Below are 17,857 nucleotides of genomic sequence, written 5' to 3' on the forward strand. Positions count from 1 at the left end.
CTACTTCTTGCTCTTGTCGGCGGCGGCGGCGGAGTCGGTGGACAGCGCGGCGACGAAGGCCTCCTGGGGCACCTCGACGCGGCCGACCATCTTCATCCGCTTCTTGCCTTCCTTCTGCTTCTCCAGCAGCTTGCGCTTACGGGAGATGTCACCGCCGTAGCACTTGGCCAGGACGTCCTTGCGGATGGCCCGGATGTTCTCGCGGGCGATGACCCGGGCGCCGATGGCGGCCTGGATCGGCACCTCGAACTGCTGCCGCGGGATCAGCTCGCGCAGCTTCTTGGCCATGTCGACGCCGTAGGAGTAGGCCTTGTCCTTGTGGACGATCGCGCTGAAGGCGTCGACGGCCTCGCCCTGCAGCAGGATGTCGACCTTGACCAGCTCGGCCTCCTGCTCGCCGGCCGGCTCGTAGTCGAGCGAGGCGTAGCCGCGAGTGCGCGACTTGAGCTGGTCGAAGAAGTCGAAGATGATCTCGCCGAGCGGCAGCGTGTAGCGGATCTCGACGCGGTCCTCCGACAGGTAGTCCATGCCGAGGAGCTGGCCGCGCCGCCCCTGGCAGATCTCCATGATCGCGCCGATGAACTCGGCCGGCGCCAGGATCGTGGACTTGGTGACCGGCTCGAAGACCTGCGCGATCTTGCCGCCCGTCGGGAACTCGGACGGGTTGGTGACCGTGAGCTCCTTGCCGTCCTCCATGACCACGCGGTAGACCACGTTGGGCGCGGTGGAGATCAGCGACAGGCCGAACTCGCGCTCCAGGCGCTCGCGCACGATCTCCATGTGCAGCAGGCCGAGGAAGCCGACGCGGAAGCCGAAGCCGAGCGCCGCCGAGGTCTCCGGCTCGTAGATCAGCGCGGCGTCGTTGAGCTGGAGCTTGTCGAGCGCCTCGCGCAGCTCGGGGTACTCGTCGCCGTCGATCGGGTAGAGCCCGGAGAACACCATCGGCTTGGGGTGCTCGTAGCCGGCCAGCATCTCCTTGGCGGGCTTGGCCGAGGAGGTGACGGTGTCACCCACGCGCGACTGGCGCACGTCCTTCACGCCGGTGATCAGGTAGCCCACCTCGCCGACGCCGAGGCCGCGCTCGGCGGGCTTGGGCTCGGGCGAGATGACGCCGATCTCCAGCGTCTCGTGGGTGGCGTTGGTGGACATCATGAGGATGCGCTCGCGCTTGCTCAGATGGCCGTCGATGACCCTGACGTACGTCACGACGCCGCGGTAGGTGTCGTAGACGGAGTCGAAGATCAGCGCCCGTGCGGCGGCGTCGGCCTGGCCCACGGGCGCCGGGACGGTCGCCACCACGTGGTCGAGCAGCTCGCGCACGCCCACGCCGGTCTTGCCCGACACCTTGAGCACGTCGGAGGGGTCGCAGCCGATCAGGCCGGCCAGCTCCTCGGCGAACTTCTCCGGCTGGGCCGCGGGCAGGTCGATCTTGTTGAGCACCGGGATGATGTGCAGGTCGGCGTTCATGGCCAGGTAGAGGTTGGCCAGGGTCTGCGCCTCGATGCCCTGCGCGGCGTCGACCAGCAGGATCGCGCCCTCGCACGCCTGCAGCGACCGGGACACCTCGTAGGTGAAGTCGACGTGCCCGGGGGTGTCGATCATGTTGAGGACGTGGCCGTCCCAGGGCAGCCGCACGGCCTGCGACTTGATCGTGATGCCGCGTTCGCGCTCGATGTCCATCCGGTCGAGGTACTGGGCGCGCATGGAGCGGTCGTCGACCACGCCGGTGATCTGCAGCATCCGGTCGGCAAGGGTCGATTTGCCATGGTCGATGTGCGCGATGATGCAGAAGTTGCGGATCAACGCGGGGTCGGTCTGGCCAGGCTGAGTGCGCACCGAAGTCCGTTTCGACAGGGTTGAGGTCAAGCGTCTTTCATGGTGACATGCCCAGATGATGATCCGGACCGTCGTCCGCCGCGGCCTGCGCCTGATCGCGCTGGCCTTGGCCGTCGTGGTGGCGCTGGCCGGCCTGCTCGCCGTCGCGCTCCGCCTCCAGTTTACCGGTGCCCCGGCGGCCTGGGCGAAGAGCACCGGCAACGACGCCCTCTGGCTCGGCCACGCCTGGGTCGACGGCCGCCGTACGGAGCGGGACGTGGAGCGGCTCGCCGTCCGCCTGCGCGCCACCGGCATCAAGGACGTGTACGTCCATTCCGGCCCGTTCGAGTGGGACGGCCGCCTCGACCCCGCCAAGCATCCCAAGGCCGCAGATCTCGTGACCTGGATGCATCGGCACCTGCCCGGCGTCCGCGTCTCCGCCTGGCTGGGCCAGTCCGTCAAGAACGGCCTCGACCTCGACGACGCCCGCTCCCGCGCGAACGTCCTGGCCGGCGTGGCCGCCGTCATGAAGGCGGGCTACGACGGCGTCCACTACAACTTCGAGCCGATCGGCGACGGCGACACGGAGTTCCTCGACCTGCTGGAGCGGACGAGGACGTACACGAAGCTGCTGTCCACCTCGACCCCGCAGATCGAGCCCTATCCCCTCATGCGCCCGGTGGGCAGGCTCGTGCTCGGCCACGACAAATACTGGTCGCAGGGCTACTTCCGGGAGGTCGTGAACCGGGTGGACCAGGTCGCGATCATGACGTACGACTCGGGCGCGCCCGCCCAGTCCCTCTACGGCGGGTACGTGGCCAGGCAGGCCGCGCTCGCCCTCGACCTGGTCCCGGACGGCAAGTCCCTGTTCGTCGGCGCCCCCGCCTACCACGACCACGGCCTGCCCTGGCTGGACGCCGCCGAGAGCGTGGCGATGGCCGCCGAGGGCGCCCGGCTGGCCCTGTCCGAGCACGGCCGCCGCGAACGCTTCGGCCTGGCCCTGTACGTCGACTTCGCCGCCACCGAAGAGGACTGGAAGGAGTACATGACCCGCTGGCTGGCCTAAACTGAGAACACCCGGGGCGTTGATTTGAGCAGCCACCTGGGTTATTGGTACCCTGTTCACTTGCGTGTGGCGCGCCCTCTCATCGAGCCCGCGCGCCCCATCCATCCTTAGACTTTCACCGAGGCTTCTTCGTGGCGAACATCAAGTCCCAGATCAAGCGCAACAAGCAGAACGAGAAGGCGCGTCTGCGCAACAAGGCGGTCAAGTCCTCTCTGAAGACGGCCGTCCGCAAGTTCCGCGAGGCCGCCGAGCAGGGCGACGTCGAGCAGGCCGCGGCGCTGCAGCGCGTCGCCGCCCGCCAGCTCGACAAGGCCGTCAGCAAGGGCGTCATCCACAAGAACCAGGCCGCCAACCGCAAGTCGGCGATCGCCAAGCAGGCTGCCGCGCTGGCCGCCAAGTAAGCTCCTGCCGCCCGGCGACCCGGGCGAGCGCTGACGCCGCACTCCTTCATGGGGTGCGGCGTTCTTGGTTTTGTGCGCTTTTTGTCACAGTTTCGATATCACATCGGCATCGCCGCCGCGTATCGGCTGCGCATCCCTTGACAAGATCACTTGCCTCTCGTCCGCCCTCTCCATGAGGGTTCACTAAACGGACGAAGGGGGACACATGCGGGGGCCGTTGGTCGTCAAACGGGCGTTCAGCGAGCCGTTGCTCCTCCTGGCCGCGTTCGGCTCGATCCTGCTGGCCACCACCACGCTGGTGGCGCTCACCATGTACGCCTCCTCCATCGCCGACGCCGGCGTGCGCAGGACGATGGAGACCGCCTCCCTGCGCCAGACGTCCGCGACGATCAGCGCGCCGGTCACCGGCAAGACGTTCCCCGTCTACGACCGGGCGGTCCGCGCCGAGCTGGCCAAGGCCTACACCAAGGCGCCGGCGCTCACCACGAGCTTCCGCTCCGACTCCTACGCCATGCCCGGCCAGGAGAAGCAGGAGCAGCCCGAACTGCTCAGGTTCGGCAGCTACGACGGCCTCGACCAGCACGCCAAGCTCGTCTCCGGCGCCTGGCCCAAGGCCGCCGACGGCCGCGTGGAGGCGGCGGTCTCGCTCTCGGCGGCCTCGGCGGCCGGGTTCAAGGTCGGCCAGGAGCTGACCACCGTGGGGCGGCTGTCGCCGGAGCCCGTCCAGGTGCGCATCACCGGCGTGTTCCAGCTCGACGACCCCTTCGGCGAGCGCTGGACCGGGGAGACACTGCTCAGCAGAGGCGTCGAACGCGGCGACTTCACCACGTACGGGCCGCTGATGGTCTCCCGTGAGACGTTCATCGGCCGTTTCGCCACCAACGTGAACGCCACCTGGACCGCCGAGCCCGACCTGCGCTCGCTGACGCCGGCCCAGCTGCGCCCGCTGGCCGCGGCGGTCGGCGAGGTGGGCGCGCACCTGAAGGCCGGCGACTGCCCGAGCTGCGTGACCACCAGCCGCCTTCCCGAGATGCTCACCCAGCTCGACACCGCCTCGCTGGTGGCCCGCTCGACCATGCTGATCCCGGTGTTGCAGCTGCTGCTGCTGGCGGCGTACGCGCTGATGCTCACCGCGCGGCTGCTGGCCGACCACCGGCGCATGGAGGTGGCGCTGCTGCGCTCGCGCGGCGCGGGCACGATGCGGCTGACCGCGCTGGCCGGGGGCGAGGCGATGCTGGTCGCGCTCCCGTGCGCGATCGTCGCGCCGCTGCTCGGGCCGCCGCTGCTCGGGCTGGTGAGCCGGCTGCCCTGGATCAGGGCGTCGGGCGTGCGGCTCGACCCGTCGGTCGGCCTGGGCACGTTCCTGGTGTCGGTGGCCGTGGCGCTGGCCTCGGCGGTGCTGCTGGTGCTGCCCGCGCTGGCGGGCGCGCGGCGCACGTACGTGGAGGAGCAGTCGGCGCGCGGGCGCGGCGGCGGGCGCGGGCTGATCCAGCGCGCGGGCGCCGACGTCGCGCTGCTGGTCGTGGCCGGCCTCGCGATCTGGCAGCTCCAGCACTACGGCGCGCCGGTCACCACGACCGCGGGCGGCGGGCTCGGCATCGACCCGCTGATCATCTCCGGTCCCGCGCTGGCCCTGCTCACCGGCGGCATGCTCGGCCTGCGGCTGGTCCCGCGCATCTCGGCGGTGGCCGAGCGCATCACCTCCAGGCGCCCGTCCCTCGCCCCGGCGCTCGGCGCGTGGCAGGTCAGCAGGCGCCCGCTCAAGTACGCCGGCCCCGCGCTGCTGCTCACCATGGCCATCGCCATCGGCATCGTGTCCATGGCCACCGCCGCCACCTGGCGTGGTTCCCAGCTCGACCAGGCCCGCCACCAGGCCGGGGCCGACCTGCGCCTGTCCGGCCCGCCGGACGCCCCGGAGCTGGGCCCGCTGGGCCGCGGCACGGCGTTCACCGCCCTGCCCGGCGTGACCGCCGCCTCGCCGGTCTTCCGCGGCCAGACCGAGGTCAGCAGCGAGAACGCCATCCTCATCGGGATCGACGCGGCCAAGCTCGGCACGCTGTTCCAGCTCCGCCCCGACCTGGCCGACCGGCCCGTCGCGGAGATCTCCCGGGCGCTGACCGGGCCGCAGGCGGGCAAACTGGACCTGCCGGGACAGCCGGCCGCGCTCACCCTGCGCGCCACGACGGACGACGACCTGCCGGTGCGGCTGGTCCTGTCCGACGCGCTCGGGGTGTGGCGCGACGTGTCACTGGGCGTGCTGAAGAAGGGCGAGAACAGCATCGACGTGGACCTCGCGGCGCTGGCGGGGCGGAGCGGGAAGATCACGTACCCGCTGTCGTTGCGCGGGCTGGTCGTGAGCGCGCCGGCCTCCGGCAGCGGGAGTCTGACGGTGACCGGGATCAGCGCCGACGGGCGGCCGGTGACCGCGCCCGCCGTGTCGGTGAAGGCGGCCGGGCGGCAGCCCGCGACGGCCGTCTTCGGGTCGCCGCCCGTCCAGGGGCCGCTGCCCGTGGTGCTCACCGCCGGCCTGGCGGAGTCGCTCAAGCTGGGCGTCGGCCAGGTGGGACGGGCCAGCATCGACCGCAGGGTGATGGACGTCAAGGTCGTGGCCGTCGTGGAGACGATGCCGACGACGACCGCCGGGCAACACGCCGTACTGGCCGACTGGGGGACGATGCAGGCGCAGGATCTGGCGGCGGCACAACTGCCCAGGCCCGCCACCGAGTGGTGGCTCGCCACCCCGGACGGCCGGGCGGCGGCGGCGCTCAGCAGCCGTCCCGCCTGGGACGTCACCGCGATCGACCAGCGTGCCCTGGCCGCCAAGATGCAGGACGACCCGCTGGCCAGCGGCCTGCAGGGCGCGCTGATGCTGGGCTTCATCGCGGCGCTGGTGTTCGCGGCGCTCGGCTTCCTGGTCAACGCGGCGGTCGCGGCCCGCGAGCGGATGAACGAGTTCGCGATCCTGCGGGCGCTCGGCGTGAGCTCCCGGCAGGTGTTCGGGATGCTGGCGATCGAGCAGACGTTCGTGATCGCGCTGTCACTGGCGGCCGGGACCGGGCTGGCCGTGGTCGTGGGCATGCTCGTGGTGCCGCACATCGTGCTGACCGGGCAGGCGTCGGCGGTCACCCCCGGCGTGGTGCTCGACATCCCGTGGGGCGCCACGGGCGCCATGCTCGCCGGGGTGGCCGCCGTGCTGCTCGCCATCGTCGCCGGACTGGCGCGCAACCTGCGCAGGCAGGGTCTCGGCATTCGGGAGGAACAGTGAGGATCCCGCTGCTGGCCCGTACGCACCTGGGCGCGGTGGCCGTGCTCTTCGTGCTGACGCTGAGCGCCTGCCTGCTCGTCGCGGGGCTGCCCAGGGCGATGCAGGCATCGTTCGACCAGGCGCTGCGCCAGGCGCTCAGGTCCGCGTCCGCCGAGCAGGCCGACCTGACCGTGACCGTCGGGTCGATGTCGAAGGAAGAGGACCTGCACGAGCGCGACCAGTTCGAGTCCAGGGACCGGCGCTGGCGCCAGCTCCTGCCCCCGGAACTGCGGTCGCTGGTGGTGCCCGCCGGCAGGGGCGACAGCCACATGAGCGCCAAGACCGAGGTCACCCCGATCCACGGCTCGGGCGGCACCATGTTCATGAACCTCGGCTGGCTGTCCGACGCCGACCGGCGGGTGGACTGGGTCCAGGGGCAGGCCCCGGGCAAGCCCTCGACCATGCGCTTCGAGGGCGAGACGATCCCGCTGATCGAGGTGGGCCTGACCGAGTCCGCGCTGCCCGCGATGGACCTGAAGATCGGCCAGGTCAAGGTGCTCGGCGAGAGCCACTACGTGGCGGTGAAGCTGGTCGGCGCGTTCAGGGCCAAGAAGGCCGACGACCGCTACTGGAGCCACAACAGCGACATCCTGACCGTCACCAGGATGTTGCCGCCGGGCAAGCTCGAGTTCGAGAAGCACATCACGACGATCATGTCCGACGACGGGCTCACCGCGCTCAGCGGCGACGGGCGCAACCTGTCCTACTACTGGGTGCTGCCCATCGCCCCGGACAAGGCCGACGCGCTGGCCGCGACCGACCTCCAGGCGGCCCTCAGCGACTTCGAGCGGGTCATCGGGTTGCAGGCGTCGGGCTCGTACAGCCCGTACCGGGTGCTGACCGCGCTGTCCAAGCTGCTGACGGACTTCCTGGCCGGCCAGGCCACCGCGCAGACCGTGATGTACCTGATGCTCGGCGGGCTGCTGCTGGTCGCCGTCGGAGTGATCGTGCTGGCGGTGCAGCTGCTCTCCGGCCGGCTGGACCACACGCTGGCGCTGACGCGGGCGCGCGGCGGGTCGCTGGCGCAGGTGGCGGGCACCGGCGCGGCGCTGACCGCGCTCGCCGTCGTGCCCGCCGGGCTCGCCGGGTACGGGCTGTCCTGGTTCGTCCCCGGGCCCGTGCTGCCGATCGTGCACGTCGGGCCGCTGCTGGTGATGCTGGCCGCCGTCGGGTACACCGCCGCCGGGCTGGCGGTCACCCACCGGGTGCCGCTGCACGAGCAGCGTGCGGACGTCAGCACCGCCCGCCCGTCCGCCCGCCGGCTCACGCTGGAGGTGCTGGTGGTGGTGCTCGCGCTGGTCGGGGCGTACCTGCTGCGCACCCGCGGGCTGACGGCCTCGGCCGGGTTCGACCCGTTCCTGCTGGTGGTGCCGATCGCGCTGACGCTCGCCGCGGCGGTGATCATCCTGCGCTGCTACCCGTACCCGCTGCGGCTGCTCGTCCGGCTGACCGCGCGGCGGCCCGGGGCCGTGCCGTTCCTGGGGCTGACCAGGGCGGCCAGGGCGCGCTCCGCGTCGGTGCTGCCGGTGCTGATCCTGCTGCCCGCGCTCGGCGTGTCGGTGTTCGCCGCGGTGATCTCCGACGGGCTGGTGAGCACGCAGCGGCTGGCGTCCTGGCAGCAGGTCGGCGCGCCGGTCAAGATCACGTCCCGGGTCGAGATCCCGGCCGACGCGATCGAGCGGGTGCGCAAGGTCGCCGGCGTCGAGCAGGTCGTGCTCGCGCAGACCGGCCGGGTCCAGGTCGGGTACGGCGCCGAGCGCGCCGAGGCCATCGCCGTGAGCCTGCCCGAGTGGCGGCGGCTGCTGGCGGGGGCGCCGATCGGCGTGCCCACCGGGAGCGGCGCCTTCGTCTCGCCCGACCTCAAGGGGCGGGGCACCTACGAGATCGGCTGGCAGTCGCGGCTCAAGGTCCCCGAAGGCGGTCTGATCACCTCCGTGCCCGGCTTCTACAGCCAGGGCAAGTTCATGATCCTGCCGATGGACTCGCTCGTGCGGCCCGCCGTGAACACCCTGCTCATCCGCGGCAACCCCGCGCTCGACGAGCTGCGCCGGCTGGTCCCGCTCAGCACCGTGGAGTCCCAGGCGCTGGCGCTGGCCGCCATCCAGGACGACCCGCTGACCAGCACCGTGCGCACCACGCTGGTCGTGGTCACGGTGGCGCTGGCCGCCTACGCGCTGGTCGCCGTCATCCTCTCGCTGGTGATCGGCGCGGCCGACCGGGCCAGGGCGCTGTCGTTCCTGCGCACGCTGGGGCTGTCGGACCGGCAGGCGCAGCGGCTCACCGTCCTGGAGATCATGCCGATGATCCTGCTGACCGCCCTGGCCGGCCTGCTGCTCGGCCTCGGGCTGCCCGCGGCGCTCGGGCCGGGCGTCGACCTGTCCTCCTACGCCGGCGACCTGCCCGTCGGCGACTACTCCCTAGACCTGATCACGCCGACCGCGCTGGCGGCCGGGCTGGCCGTGGTGGCCGTGCTCGGCGCGTACACGCACACCGCCATCAGCCGCCGTCGCAGCATCGGCGCCGTCCTTCGAGTGGGGGACCTCACATGAACCCGACCCTGTCAGAGCTGGAAGCCAAGGCCACGCGGGAGAAGACCGCGTTCGGCGCCGACGCGCACATCGTCTGCGACAACCTCGTGCGCATCTACAAGACCGAGGGCGTCGAGGTCGTCGCCCTGCAGGGCCTCGACCTGGTGATCGACAAGGGCGAGCTGGTGGCCATCGTCGGCGCGTCCGGGTCGGGCAAGTCCACGCTGCTCAACGTGCTGTCGGGGCTCGACGTGCCGACCGCCGGGGTGGCCAGGGTCGCGGGCACCGACCTGCTGGCGATGACCGCCAAGGACCGGCTGCGCTACCGGCGGTCCGTGGTGGGCTTCATCTGGCAGCAGACCGCGCGCAACCTGCTGCCGTACCTGACCGCCAGGGAGAACGTCGAGCTGCCCATGAAGCTGGCCGGCGGCGGCCGGGCGCGCCGCGCCCGCGCCGGCGAGCTGCTGGAGCTCCTCGGCGTCGGCTACTGCGCCGACCGCCGCACGCCCGAGATGTCGGGCGGCGAGCAGCAGCGGGTCGCCATCGCCGTCGCCCTGGCCAACGAGCCGCAGCTCATCCTGGCCGACGAGCCCACCGGCGAGCTGGACAGCGAGACGTCCGAGCAGGTCTTCGACTCCCTGCGCAAGGCGAACCGGGAGCTCGGCGTGACCGTGGTCATCGTGACCCACGACCCGCTGGTGTCGGAGCAGGTGGACCGCACCGTGGGCATCCGCGACGGACGTACCAGCAGCGAGACGCTGCGGCGCGAGGGCGCCGAGGGGCAGATCGTCGCCGAGGAGTACGCCGTGCTGGACCGGGTGGGCCGCCTGCAGCTCCCCCGCGACTTCATGAACGCCCTGCACATGGAACGCCGGGTGCGCCTGGAACTCGAATCCGACCACATCGGCGTCTGGCCCGCCCGAGAGGAGCCCTCCCATGAGCAATGAGCCCTTGGTCGTGGTGGAGGGGGTCCGCAAGGTCTACCGGAGCGGGCCCAAGGAGGTCGTCGCGCTGCGCGAGGTCTCCTTCGAGGTGTTCCCCGGCGAGCTGGTGGCGGTCCGCGGACGTTCGGGGTCGGGCAAGACCACGCTGCTCAACCAGATCGGCGGCCTGGACCGGCCGGACGCCGGACGGGTCGTCGTGGCCGGGCACGAGGTCACGTCCATGTCCGAGGACGCCCTGCTGGCGCTGCGCCGGGACGTGGTGGGCTTCGTGTTCCAGTCGTTCGGGCTGATCCCCGTGCTGTCGGCGGCCGAGAACGTGGGGGTGCCGATGCGGCTGGCCCGCGTGCCGTCCGCCGAGCGGGAGGAGCGGGTGCGGCTGCTGCTGGCGCTGGTGGGGCTGGACAAGCACATGAACCAGCGGCCGTACGAGCTGTCGGGCGGGCAGCGGCAGCGGGTGGCGATCGCCCGCTCGCTGGGCAACCGGCCCAGGCTGCTGGTGGCCGACGAGCCGACGGGACAGCTCGACTCGCAGACCGGACGGCAGATCATGGAGCTGCTGCGCGCGCTGGTGCGCAGCGAGGGGGTGACGGCGCTGGTCGCCACGCACGACCCCAGCCTGATCACGCTGGCGGACCGGGTGCTGGAGATCAGCGACGGCGTCGTCCGCGAACCGTCCCTCACCTGACCCGCCCCTCCTCCGCCCTCTCCGCCCGCTCACCGGCGGGCGGAGGGGTCGCGGGCCTGGGCGAGCGCGCCACGGCGGCGAGGTTGGCGACGGCGACCACCACCCCACCGGTGACCATCAGCACCCCCATCCCGGTCACGCCCGCCAGCGGCGCCGCGACGGCCAGCCCCACCGGCCGGGCCGCGAACGAGATGAGCTGGTCGAACGAACGCACCCGCCCCAACGCCCCCTCCGGGATCTCCTCGGCCACCACCGTCTCCCACAACGGGCTGAGCACCCCGAGCCCCACCATGGCCACGAAGTACGCCACTGCGACCACCACTGCCGACAGCCCGAACCCCACCGCCACCGGCAACGCCACCATCGGCAGCAGATAGAGCGCGGCCCCCGCCTGAACGGCGACCAGCGGCCTGCGCACCGGCAACCGCGGCGCGACCAGCACCCCCGCCAGCAGCCCGACCGTGCCGCTCTGCACGATGATCATCCAGCCGGTCTCGCCGCCCAGCCGCTGCACGGCCGCCACCGGCCCCAGGGTGAGGAACAACCCGGCCATGAAGTGCCACACGCCGTGCGACAGCACACAGGCCAGGAACCACGGCCGCCTCCTGACCTCCCCGAACCCCTCGACCAGTTCCCGCCCGAACCCGGCCCCCCACCGCCGACCGGCCGCCCCGCCGGAGAGCGCCTTCGGCTCCCCCGCGACCTGCTCGCGCCCCGCATCCCCGGCAGCCGTGCGGACCCCGCCGAGAGTCAGCGCCGAGCAGGCGAACAACGTCGCCGTGACCCCCGCGGCCCACCCGGGCCCGGCGGCCAGCGTGAGCGTCCCCGCGAGCGCCGGCCCCAGGACCGCCGACAGGCTGGTCACCACCCCGATCCGGGCGTTCACCCGCAACCGCTCCGGCCCCGGCACCACCGCCACCACCAGCCGCGGCACGGCAGGGCTGCCGAACGCGATCGCCGCCCCCGAGACCGCCGACAACACGGCGAGGTCGGGAACCCGGTCCACCCCGGCCAGCAGCTCGACCGCCATGAGCCCCTGCGCCAGGCATCGCGTGAGATCGGCGAGCAGCACGACCCGTCCGGGCCTGACGCGGTCGGCCAGCACGCCGCCGACCGGCAGCAACAACAACAACGGCACCATCTCGCAGGCCAGCACCAGCCCCAGCGCCTCCCCCGACCCCGTGGCGCGCAGCACGGCCAGGGTCAGCGTGGTCGGGATCATGGCCGTGGCCAGCGCGGACATGCAGCGTCCGGCCAGCAGCCGGTTCCTGGGCGTGGCGATCGATGAGAACGACATGACGCAGAAGGTATTTCGTCAGCGAATGTTTCGTCAACAAATTACTTGGTGGCGTATGATCCCGTCCTGTGGAGGACTCCGTCGATCGTCATCTGGCCCGCTGGCGCGGCAAGGCGCCCTTCGACGAGCGGACGGAGGGCATCGTCACCCGCATGCAGGCGCTGGTGAAACACCTCGGCCACGCCAAGGCGGCTGCGCTGGCCCAGACCGGCGTCCAGGACTTCGAGTTCCAGACGCTCCACAGGCTCGCCGCCCACAACGGCACCGCCACCCCGACCGAGCTGGCCGCCGAGCTGCTGCTCTCCCCCGCCGGCATGACCGGCCGCCTCGACACGCTGGAGAAGGCCGGTCTGGTACGCCGCGTGCGCAGCGTCGAAGACCGCCGCCGGGTGGACGTCGAGCTCACCCCCAAGGGTCACGACCGCTGGATGGACGCCATGGCCGTCCTGGCCGTGCTGGAGACGGCCATGGTGAACGCCCTCTCCCCCGCCGACCAGAACACCCTGGACAACCTGCTCAAACAGCTCCTGCTCTACGTGGAGACGAACTCCGATCAATTGCATTGAGACCGGCAGGCGTCCGGTGATACCCATGCTGGGATGGACACTTCCGACATCGGAGACCACATGGCCGTGACGCCGTTCCGCATCGACGTTCCCGACGACGTACTCGACGACCTGCGCTCCCGTCTCCGCAACACCAGATTCACCCGCTCGCTGGACCCCCGTCCCTGGGAGGGCGGAACCGACCCGGCGTACCTGCGGGAACTGGTGGCGTACTGGGCCGACGGGTTCGACTTCCGCGCCCAGGAAGCCCGCCTCAACGAGCTGGACCACTGCACGGCCCCCGTCCAGGGACGAGACCTCCACTTCGTCCGGATCCCCGGCACCGGCCGCGCGCCGCTGCCCGTGCTGCTCTGCCACGGCTGGCCGAGCAGCTTCCTGGAGATGCTGCCCCTGGCAGCACGCCTGGCCGACCCCGTCCGGTACGGCGGCGACCCCGGCGACTCCTTCGACGTCGTGATCCCGTCGATGCCCGGCTTCCTCTACTCCGACCTGCCGGACGAGCCCCTCACCCGGGCCGCGATGGCCCGCACGCTGCACCTGCTCATGACCGAGGTCCTCGGCCACGAACGTTACGGGGCCTTCGGCGGCGACATCGGCGGCGCGGCCGTCGGCTGGCTCGGCGCCCTCTATCCGGACCAGGTGACCGGAATCCACCTCATCCACCCGCCCGCCCCCGCGTCCCTGGACGTCCCGCCCCTGACCCCCGACGAACAGGCCTTCCTGGACGCCGAGGCGGCCTACGACGAGCGCGACGGCGGCTACAGCGAGATCATGCTCACCCGGCCGGACACGATCGCCGCCGCCCTGCTCGACTCACCGGCGGGCCTGGCCGCATGGATCGTGGACAAGCTGCGCGCCTGGAGCGACTGCCACGGCGACCTGGAGTCCCGGTTCGACCGCGACACCCTGCTCACCATGCTGACCCTCTACTGGACCACCGGCTCGATCGGCACCTCGTTCAAGTCGTACTACGACTGGCCGAGCAACCCGCCCCGGCCGCCCATCACCGTGCCGTCCGCCGTGACCCTCAGCCACGAGCCCTCCATGGCCGGCTTCCCCCGCAGCCTCGCCGAACGCGCCCTGACCGACCTGCGCCACTGGAACACCCCGGCCCGAGGCGGCCACTTCATGGCCCTGGAAGAACCAGCCCTGCTGGCGACCGACATCACCGCGTTCTTCCGCCCCCTGCGCCTCCCCTGAGAAGCGCGACCGCCGCTGCGCGGGTGTGCGCTACCGGCCCGTACGGCTGGCGACGATCACCTGCACGGCATGCTCCAGGGCGTACGCGGCGTCCGCCCCGCCACCCTTGACCTGCTCGTCGGCAGTGGCCACCGCCTGGATCGCCCGGGACAACCCCTCCGGCCCCCAGCCGTTCAGCTGGCGCTTGACCCGGTCGACCTTCCAGGGCGGCATGCCCACATGAGCGGCGAGCTGCCCCCCGCGCAGGTTGCGCGGGGCGCTCCCGACCTTGGCCAGCGACCTCAGCCCACCGGCCAGCGCACTCACCAGCAGCACCGGCGCGACACCGGTGCCCAGAGCCCAGCGCAACTGCTCCAGGGCCTCGGCCAGGCGCCCCTCGATCGCCGAGTCGGCCACGTTGAAGCCGGTGACCTCGGCCCGCCCCTTGTGGTAGCGCGCCACGGCCGCCGCGCTGATCGTCTTGTCCTCGGTGTCGAACGCGAGCTGGCTGCACGCCGCCGCCAGCTCCCGCAGGTCGTTGCCCACCGCGTCGAGCAGCGCCTGGGCCGCGTCGCCCGCGATGTTCCGCCCGGCGCGCTTGACCTCGCCCTTGATGAACTCCAGCCGCTCGCCGGCCTTGGTGACCTTGTTGATCGTCACCACCTTGGCCCCGGCCTTCTTCACCCCGTCGACCAGCGCCTTCCCCTTCACCCCACCCGGGTGCGCCAGCACGAGAACCGTGTCGTCGGACGGCTGCTTCGTGTAGGACACCACCTCGGTGATGACGTCCTTCGGCAGGTCCTGCGCCGAGCGGATGACGACCACCGAACGGTCGCCGAAGAGCGAGGGCGAGGTCAGGTGGGTCAGCTCGCCGGTGGCGACCTTTCCGCCGACGAGGTCATGCACCTCGGCCCCCGGATCGCCGGCCCGCGCCGCCGCGACGACAGCACCCACCGCCCGCTCGGCAAGCAGCTCCTCGTCGCCGAGGACCAGGGTGACCAGTGCTGGATCGGTTCCCGCCATGTCAGGCAGCATGCCATGCGGCACCGACAACCTGGTACTCGGCCATTGCAGTTCGTGATACGAACGACTATAGTTCGGGGCACGAACTGGTTTTGGTGGGAGTCACGATGGTGTTGATCATTGGGGGTCGCGGCCACCCCGCGGCGTCGGCCGCCGAGGGCCTGGTCGGCAACCGCTTCGCCGAGCAGCCGCCGGTGGTCTGAGATGGAACACGTCCAGCTCGGCCGCAGCGGCCTGTCGGTGTCCCGGCTGGCCCTGGGCACGATGAACTTCGGGACGGAGACGTCCGAACCAGACAGCCACGCGATCATGGATCGCGCCCACGAGCACGGCATCACCTTCTTCGACACCGCCGACGTCTACGCCGACGGCCGCACCGAGCAGATCATCGGCCGCTGGTTCGCCCAAGGGGACGGCCGGCGCGACAGGACCATCCTGGCCACCAAGCTCTACCTCCCGACCGGGCGGTGGCCCAACGAGAGCCGCCTGTCCGCGCTGCACATCAGACGCGCGTGCGACGCCTCGCTCAGGCGGCTGGGCACCGACCACATCGACCTGTACCAGATGCACCACATCGACAGGAACACGCCGTGGGAGGAGATCTGGGAGGCGTTCGGCGTCCTGCGGCAACAGGGCAAGGTGCTCTACTTCGGCTCGTCCAACTTCGCCGGCTGGCACCTGGCGCAGGCCCAGGAGGCGGCACGGGCGCGACACGCGCTCGGGCTGGTCGCCGAGCAGTCGATCTACAACCTGATGAACCGCTGGGCGGAGCTGGAGGTGCTGCCCGCGGCGCGGCCCTACGGGGTGACCGCGCCGATCGTCGGGCCCCGTACGGCCGGGCAACTCGACGGCTCGCTTCGCGCCGCGGCGATCACCCTCGACGCAGGGACCCTGGCCAGGCTGGAGGAGTTGTTCCCGCCGCCCGGCCCCAATGGCCCCGAACCCGCACCAGAGGCGTACGCCTGGTGACCTCTCCTTCTTTCTCCGTCTGAAGCATGAAAGGCAATACTGTGTCTGCATCTGATGTGGTGTTCGGTTTCGGCGCGCATTCCGGGTTCGAGGACCTTCCCGAGCTGTTGCGCATGGTTCAGCAGGCCGACCGGGACGGGCTCGATCTCTTCTCGCTGTCCGACCATCCCTATCTCGGCGAACGCCTGGACGCCTACGCCACGATCGGCTTCCTGCTGGGCGGCACGCGGCACATCGCCGGTCTCGCCAACGTCACCAACCTGCCGACCAGGCCCGCCCCCATGCTGGCCAGGACGGTGACGTCGTTGTCGGCGCTGTCGAACGGCCGCGTCGTGCTCGGCATGGGCGCGGGCGGCCTGTGGGACCGCATCACCGACATGGGCGTGCCCCGGCAGACCCCCGGCGACGCCGTGAACGCCTTCGAGGAGGCGATCGTCCTGATCCGGAAGCTGTCGGGCGGCGGCGCGCCGGTCACCCACGAGGGACGCCACTACCGGGTGCGCGCAATCGAGCCCGCCCCCGTGGCAGCGCCCCCGGTGTGGACCGGGTCGAACGGCCCCAAATCCCTGGCCGCCACGGGCAGGGTGGCCGACGGCTGGATCCCCGGCCACGCGGCCGACTGGCGCAGCGAGCGGTATCGCGCCTCGCGGCCCGTCATCGACGAGGCGGCCGCAGCGGTGGGCCGCGACCCGCGCGAGATCCGTACCATCTACAACTTCCCGGGCCGCATCACCGACCGTCCGCTGCCCGCCACCCGCGACCACGACGGACGCTGGATCGGCGGCTCCGTCGGGCAGTGGGTCGAGGAGCTGACCGAAGCGGTGCTGGAGCACGACGCCTCGGGCTTCGTCCTCTTCTCGGCCGGTCACGGCGCCCCCGACCTCACCACGCTGGCCCGCTGGGCCCAGGAGATCGTGCCGTCCGTCCGCGAGGCCATCGCGAAGTAGCACGCGGACGCTCCGACATCGGCAAGACGTCGGGCCCGAGGGGGGCGGGCACCGGGTTCATCCGCGCGCACCGGGCTTGAGGGATGCGGGCACCGGGGTCATCCGCGTGCGCCGGGCTTGAGGGAGGCGGGCACCGGGGTCATCCGCGCGCACCGGCCGACGCCGTCCGAACCTCCTCCCCCACTCGGGCCGGTGAAGCGGGGACGCCCTGACCGCCCGGCACGTCCTCACCGGACGCGAAGGCCCCCCAACCGACCCCCTTCACCGACGACCCCGCCGAAGCGCTCGCCTCCCTCGACCGGATCGCCCGGCTGCCGGCGCCCTGGGTGCTCCCCGGCCACGGCGCGCCCTGGCGCAACGAAGACGGCGTCGGCGAGCGGGACGTGCACCGCCACGCTCCCCGGGGAGTGCCCCGGCATGCCCACGACCACCGGGCTCCCGGGCAGGTCGAGGACGTCGCCGTCGCCGATCTCGATGACCTCGCCGAGGTAGCGGGTACGCAGGCCGTTCTTACGGATGGAGTACCCGAGGAAGCCGAACGCCAGACCGAGCTGTACCGGCCCCAGGGCGACCTTGGGCTTCTCTCCGGTACGGACGCGGGCGGCGTCGGCGGCGTGCACGAACACCGGCACCCCGTGCTAGAGCCTGTACGGAGTTCGGATCTCTAGGCTGGTCGGAGGCTTCGGATCCATAAGACGGCCCCGCGTAGGTGCAAGCCAGCCAGATAGCTGTCGGGCGTCTTGTCGAACCGGAAAGCCAGCCCACGCCACTGTTTGATCCGGTTGATGCAGCGTTCGGCCGTGTTGCGCTGCTTGTAGAGCTCGGGATCATGGGTGACCGGCCGGCCACCGGCAGATCCGCGCTTCTTGCGGTTGGCCGCCTGGTCGGCCTTCTCCGGAATGACCGCCTTGATCCGGCGTCGACGCAGGTAGGCGCGGTTGCCGCGCGAGGAGTACGCCTTGTCCGCGGCCACCGCGCCCGGCCGGGTACGCGGACGGCCGATCGGCAGCCGGACCTTGATGCGCTCCAGCACCGGGTGGAACTGCGGGCTGTCTCCGGCCTGGCCGGCGGTCAGGACGAAGGACAGCGGACGGCATCGGCCATCGGCCGCCAGATGCACCTTGCTGGTCAAC

The 17,857-nt window shown here is 71.6% G+C and carries 15 protein-coding genes; 10 read left to right on the forward strand and 5 right to left on the reverse strand.

The genetic code is table 11. The features are described from left to right. On the reverse strand, positions 1 to 1,836 hold the full coding sequence (lepA, locus tag ACFYYW_RS15110) for a translation elongation factor 4 (RefSeq protein ID WP_352324066.1): 1,836 nt from the start codon (positions 1,834 to 1,836) through the stop codon (positions 1 to 3). A 55-nt stretch (positions 1,837 to 1,891) separates the two neighbouring features. Here lepA and ACFYYW_RS15115 point away from each other — a divergent pair, with 55 nt between their 5' ends. The 6 genes from ACFYYW_RS15115 (at position 1,892) to ACFYYW_RS15140 (ending at position 10,743) form a co-directional block, all read left to right on the forward strand. Further along, on the forward strand, positions 1,892 to 2,881 hold the full coding sequence (locus ACFYYW_RS15115; protein WP_387648858.1) for a hypothetical protein: 990 nt from the start codon (positions 1,892 to 1,894) through the stop codon (positions 2,879 to 2,881). Between the two features lie 131 nt (positions 2,882 to 3,012). Then, positions 3,013 to 3,282 carry a 30S ribosomal protein S20 gene (gene rpsT / locus ACFYYW_RS15120; protein WP_106235424.1) on the forward strand — a complete coding sequence of 90 codons (270 nt, stop codon included), beginning with the start codon at positions 3,013 to 3,015 and terminating at the stop codon, positions 3,280 to 3,282. A gap of 205 nt (positions 3,283 to 3,487) precedes the next feature. After that, positions 3,488 to 6,547 carry an ABC transporter permease gene (locus ACFYYW_RS15125; RefSeq protein ID WP_387648862.1) on the forward strand — a complete coding sequence of 1,020 codons (3,060 nt, stop codon included), beginning with the start codon at positions 3,488 to 3,490 and terminating at the stop codon, positions 6,545 to 6,547. Further along, positions 6,544 to 9,135, forward strand: coding sequence for an FtsX-like permease family protein (locus ACFYYW_RS15130; RefSeq protein WP_387648865.1), 2,592 nt, complete (start codon positions 6,544 to 6,546; stop codon positions 9,133 to 9,135). The genes ACFYYW_RS15125 and ACFYYW_RS15130 overlap by 4 nt, the downstream gene beginning before the upstream one ends. Continuing rightward, complete coding sequence (locus ACFYYW_RS15135; RefSeq protein ID WP_364391079.1) at positions 9,132 to 10,061, forward strand: ABC transporter ATP-binding protein; 930 nt, start codon at positions 9,132 to 9,134, stop codon at positions 10,059 to 10,061. Before ACFYYW_RS15130 ends, ACFYYW_RS15135 begins: the two co-directional genes overlap by 4 nt. Then, positions 10,051 to 10,743: an ABC transporter ATP-binding protein gene (locus ACFYYW_RS15140; RefSeq protein ID WP_352322788.1), complete on the forward strand. Its 693-nt coding sequence runs from the start codon at positions 10,051 to 10,053 to the stop codon at positions 10,741 to 10,743. The genes ACFYYW_RS15135 and ACFYYW_RS15140 overlap by 11 nt, the downstream gene beginning before the upstream one ends. Here the strand turns inward: ACFYYW_RS15140 and ACFYYW_RS15145 are convergent. Continuing rightward, entirely contained in the window at positions 10,736 to 12,040 is a 1,305-nt protein-coding gene (locus ACFYYW_RS15145; RefSeq protein ID WP_387648869.1) for an MFS transporter, read from the reverse strand. The two genes, ACFYYW_RS15140 and ACFYYW_RS15145, sit on opposite strands and share 8 nt — an antisense overlap. Positions 12,041 to 12,108: 68 nt before the next feature. Here ACFYYW_RS15145 and ACFYYW_RS15150 point away from each other — a divergent pair, with 68 nt between their 5' ends. After that, positions 12,109 to 12,606 (forward strand): MarR family winged helix-turn-helix transcriptional regulator, encoded by a 498-nt coding sequence (locus tag ACFYYW_RS15150; RefSeq protein ID WP_387648871.1) that lies wholly within the window; start codon positions 12,109 to 12,111, stop codon positions 12,604 to 12,606. Positions 12,607 to 12,639: 33 nt separating this feature from the next. Continuing rightward, complete coding sequence (locus ACFYYW_RS15155) at positions 12,640 to 13,806, forward strand: epoxide hydrolase family protein (protein WP_387648874.1); 1,167 nt, start codon at positions 12,640 to 12,642, stop codon at positions 13,804 to 13,806. 30 nt (positions 13,807 to 13,836) lie between these two features. Here the strand turns inward: ACFYYW_RS15155 and holA are convergent, their stop codons facing one another. Beyond that, positions 13,837 to 14,808, reverse strand: coding sequence for a DNA polymerase III subunit delta (holA, locus tag ACFYYW_RS15160; protein WP_352322784.1), 972 nt, complete (start codon positions 14,806 to 14,808; stop codon positions 13,837 to 13,839). Between the two features lie 204 nt (positions 14,809 to 15,012). Between holA and ACFYYW_RS15165 the strand changes: the two genes are divergently transcribed. Next, positions 15,013 to 15,777: an aldo/keto reductase gene (locus ACFYYW_RS15165; RefSeq protein ID WP_387648878.1), complete on the forward strand. Its 765-nt coding sequence runs from the start codon at positions 15,013 to 15,015 to the stop codon at positions 15,775 to 15,777. A gap of 41 nt (positions 15,778 to 15,818) precedes the next feature. After that, positions 15,819 to 16,724: an LLM class flavin-dependent oxidoreductase gene (locus tag ACFYYW_RS15170; protein WP_387648881.1), complete on the forward strand. Its 906-nt coding sequence runs from the start codon at positions 15,819 to 15,821 to the stop codon at positions 16,722 to 16,724. Positions 16,725 to 16,951: 227 nt separating this feature from the next. Here the strand turns inward: ACFYYW_RS15170 and ACFYYW_RS15175 are convergent, their stop codons facing one another. Together ACFYYW_RS15175 and ACFYYW_RS15180 are read right to left on the reverse strand one after the other, a co-directional pair. After that, entirely contained in the window at positions 16,952 to 17,356 is a 405-nt protein-coding gene (locus ACFYYW_RS15175; RefSeq protein WP_387648883.1) for a hypothetical protein, read from the reverse strand. Positions 17,357 to 17,388: 32 nt separating this feature from the next. Then, on the reverse strand, positions 17,389 to 17,857 hold a 469-nt coding region (locus ACFYYW_RS15180; protein ID WP_387648886.1), incomplete at its 5' end, for an IS5 family transposase.

The organism is Nonomuraea sp. NPDC001831 (assembly GCF_042892035.1).
Lineage (GTDB): Bacteria > Actinomycetota > Actinomycetes > Streptosporangiales > Streptosporangiaceae > Nonomuraea.

Coding starts and splice junctions, on each gene's coding strand:
- ACFYYW_RS15115 (WP_387648858.1), top strand. CDS start 1,892: ATGATGATCCGGACCGTCGTCCGCCGCGGCCTGCGCCTGATCGCGCTG.
- ACFYYW_RS15125 (WP_387648862.1), top strand. CDS start 3,488: ATGCGGGGGCCGTTGGTCGTCAAACGGGCGTTCAGCGAGCCGTTGCTC.
- ACFYYW_RS15135 (WP_364391079.1), top strand. CDS start 9,132: ATGAACCCGACCCTGTCAGAGCTGGAAGCCAAGGCCACGCGGGAGAAG.
- ACFYYW_RS15140 (WP_352322788.1), top strand. CDS start 10,051: ATGAGCAATGAGCCCTTGGTCGTGGTGGAGGGGGTCCGCAAGGTCTAC.
- ACFYYW_RS15145 (WP_387648869.1), bottom strand. CDS start 12,040: ATGTCGTTCTCATCGATCGCCACGCCCAGGAACCGGCTGCTGGCCGGA.
- ACFYYW_RS15155 (WP_387648874.1), top strand. CDS start 12,640: ATGGACACTTCCGACATCGGAGACCACATGGCCGTGACGCCGTTCCGC.
- holA (WP_352322784.1), bottom strand. CDS start 14,808: ATGGCGGGAACCGATCCAGCACTGGTCACCCTGGTCCTCGGCGACGAG.
- ACFYYW_RS15165 (WP_387648878.1), top strand. CDS start 15,013: ATGGAACACGTCCAGCTCGGCCGCAGCGGCCTGTCGGTGTCCCGGCTG.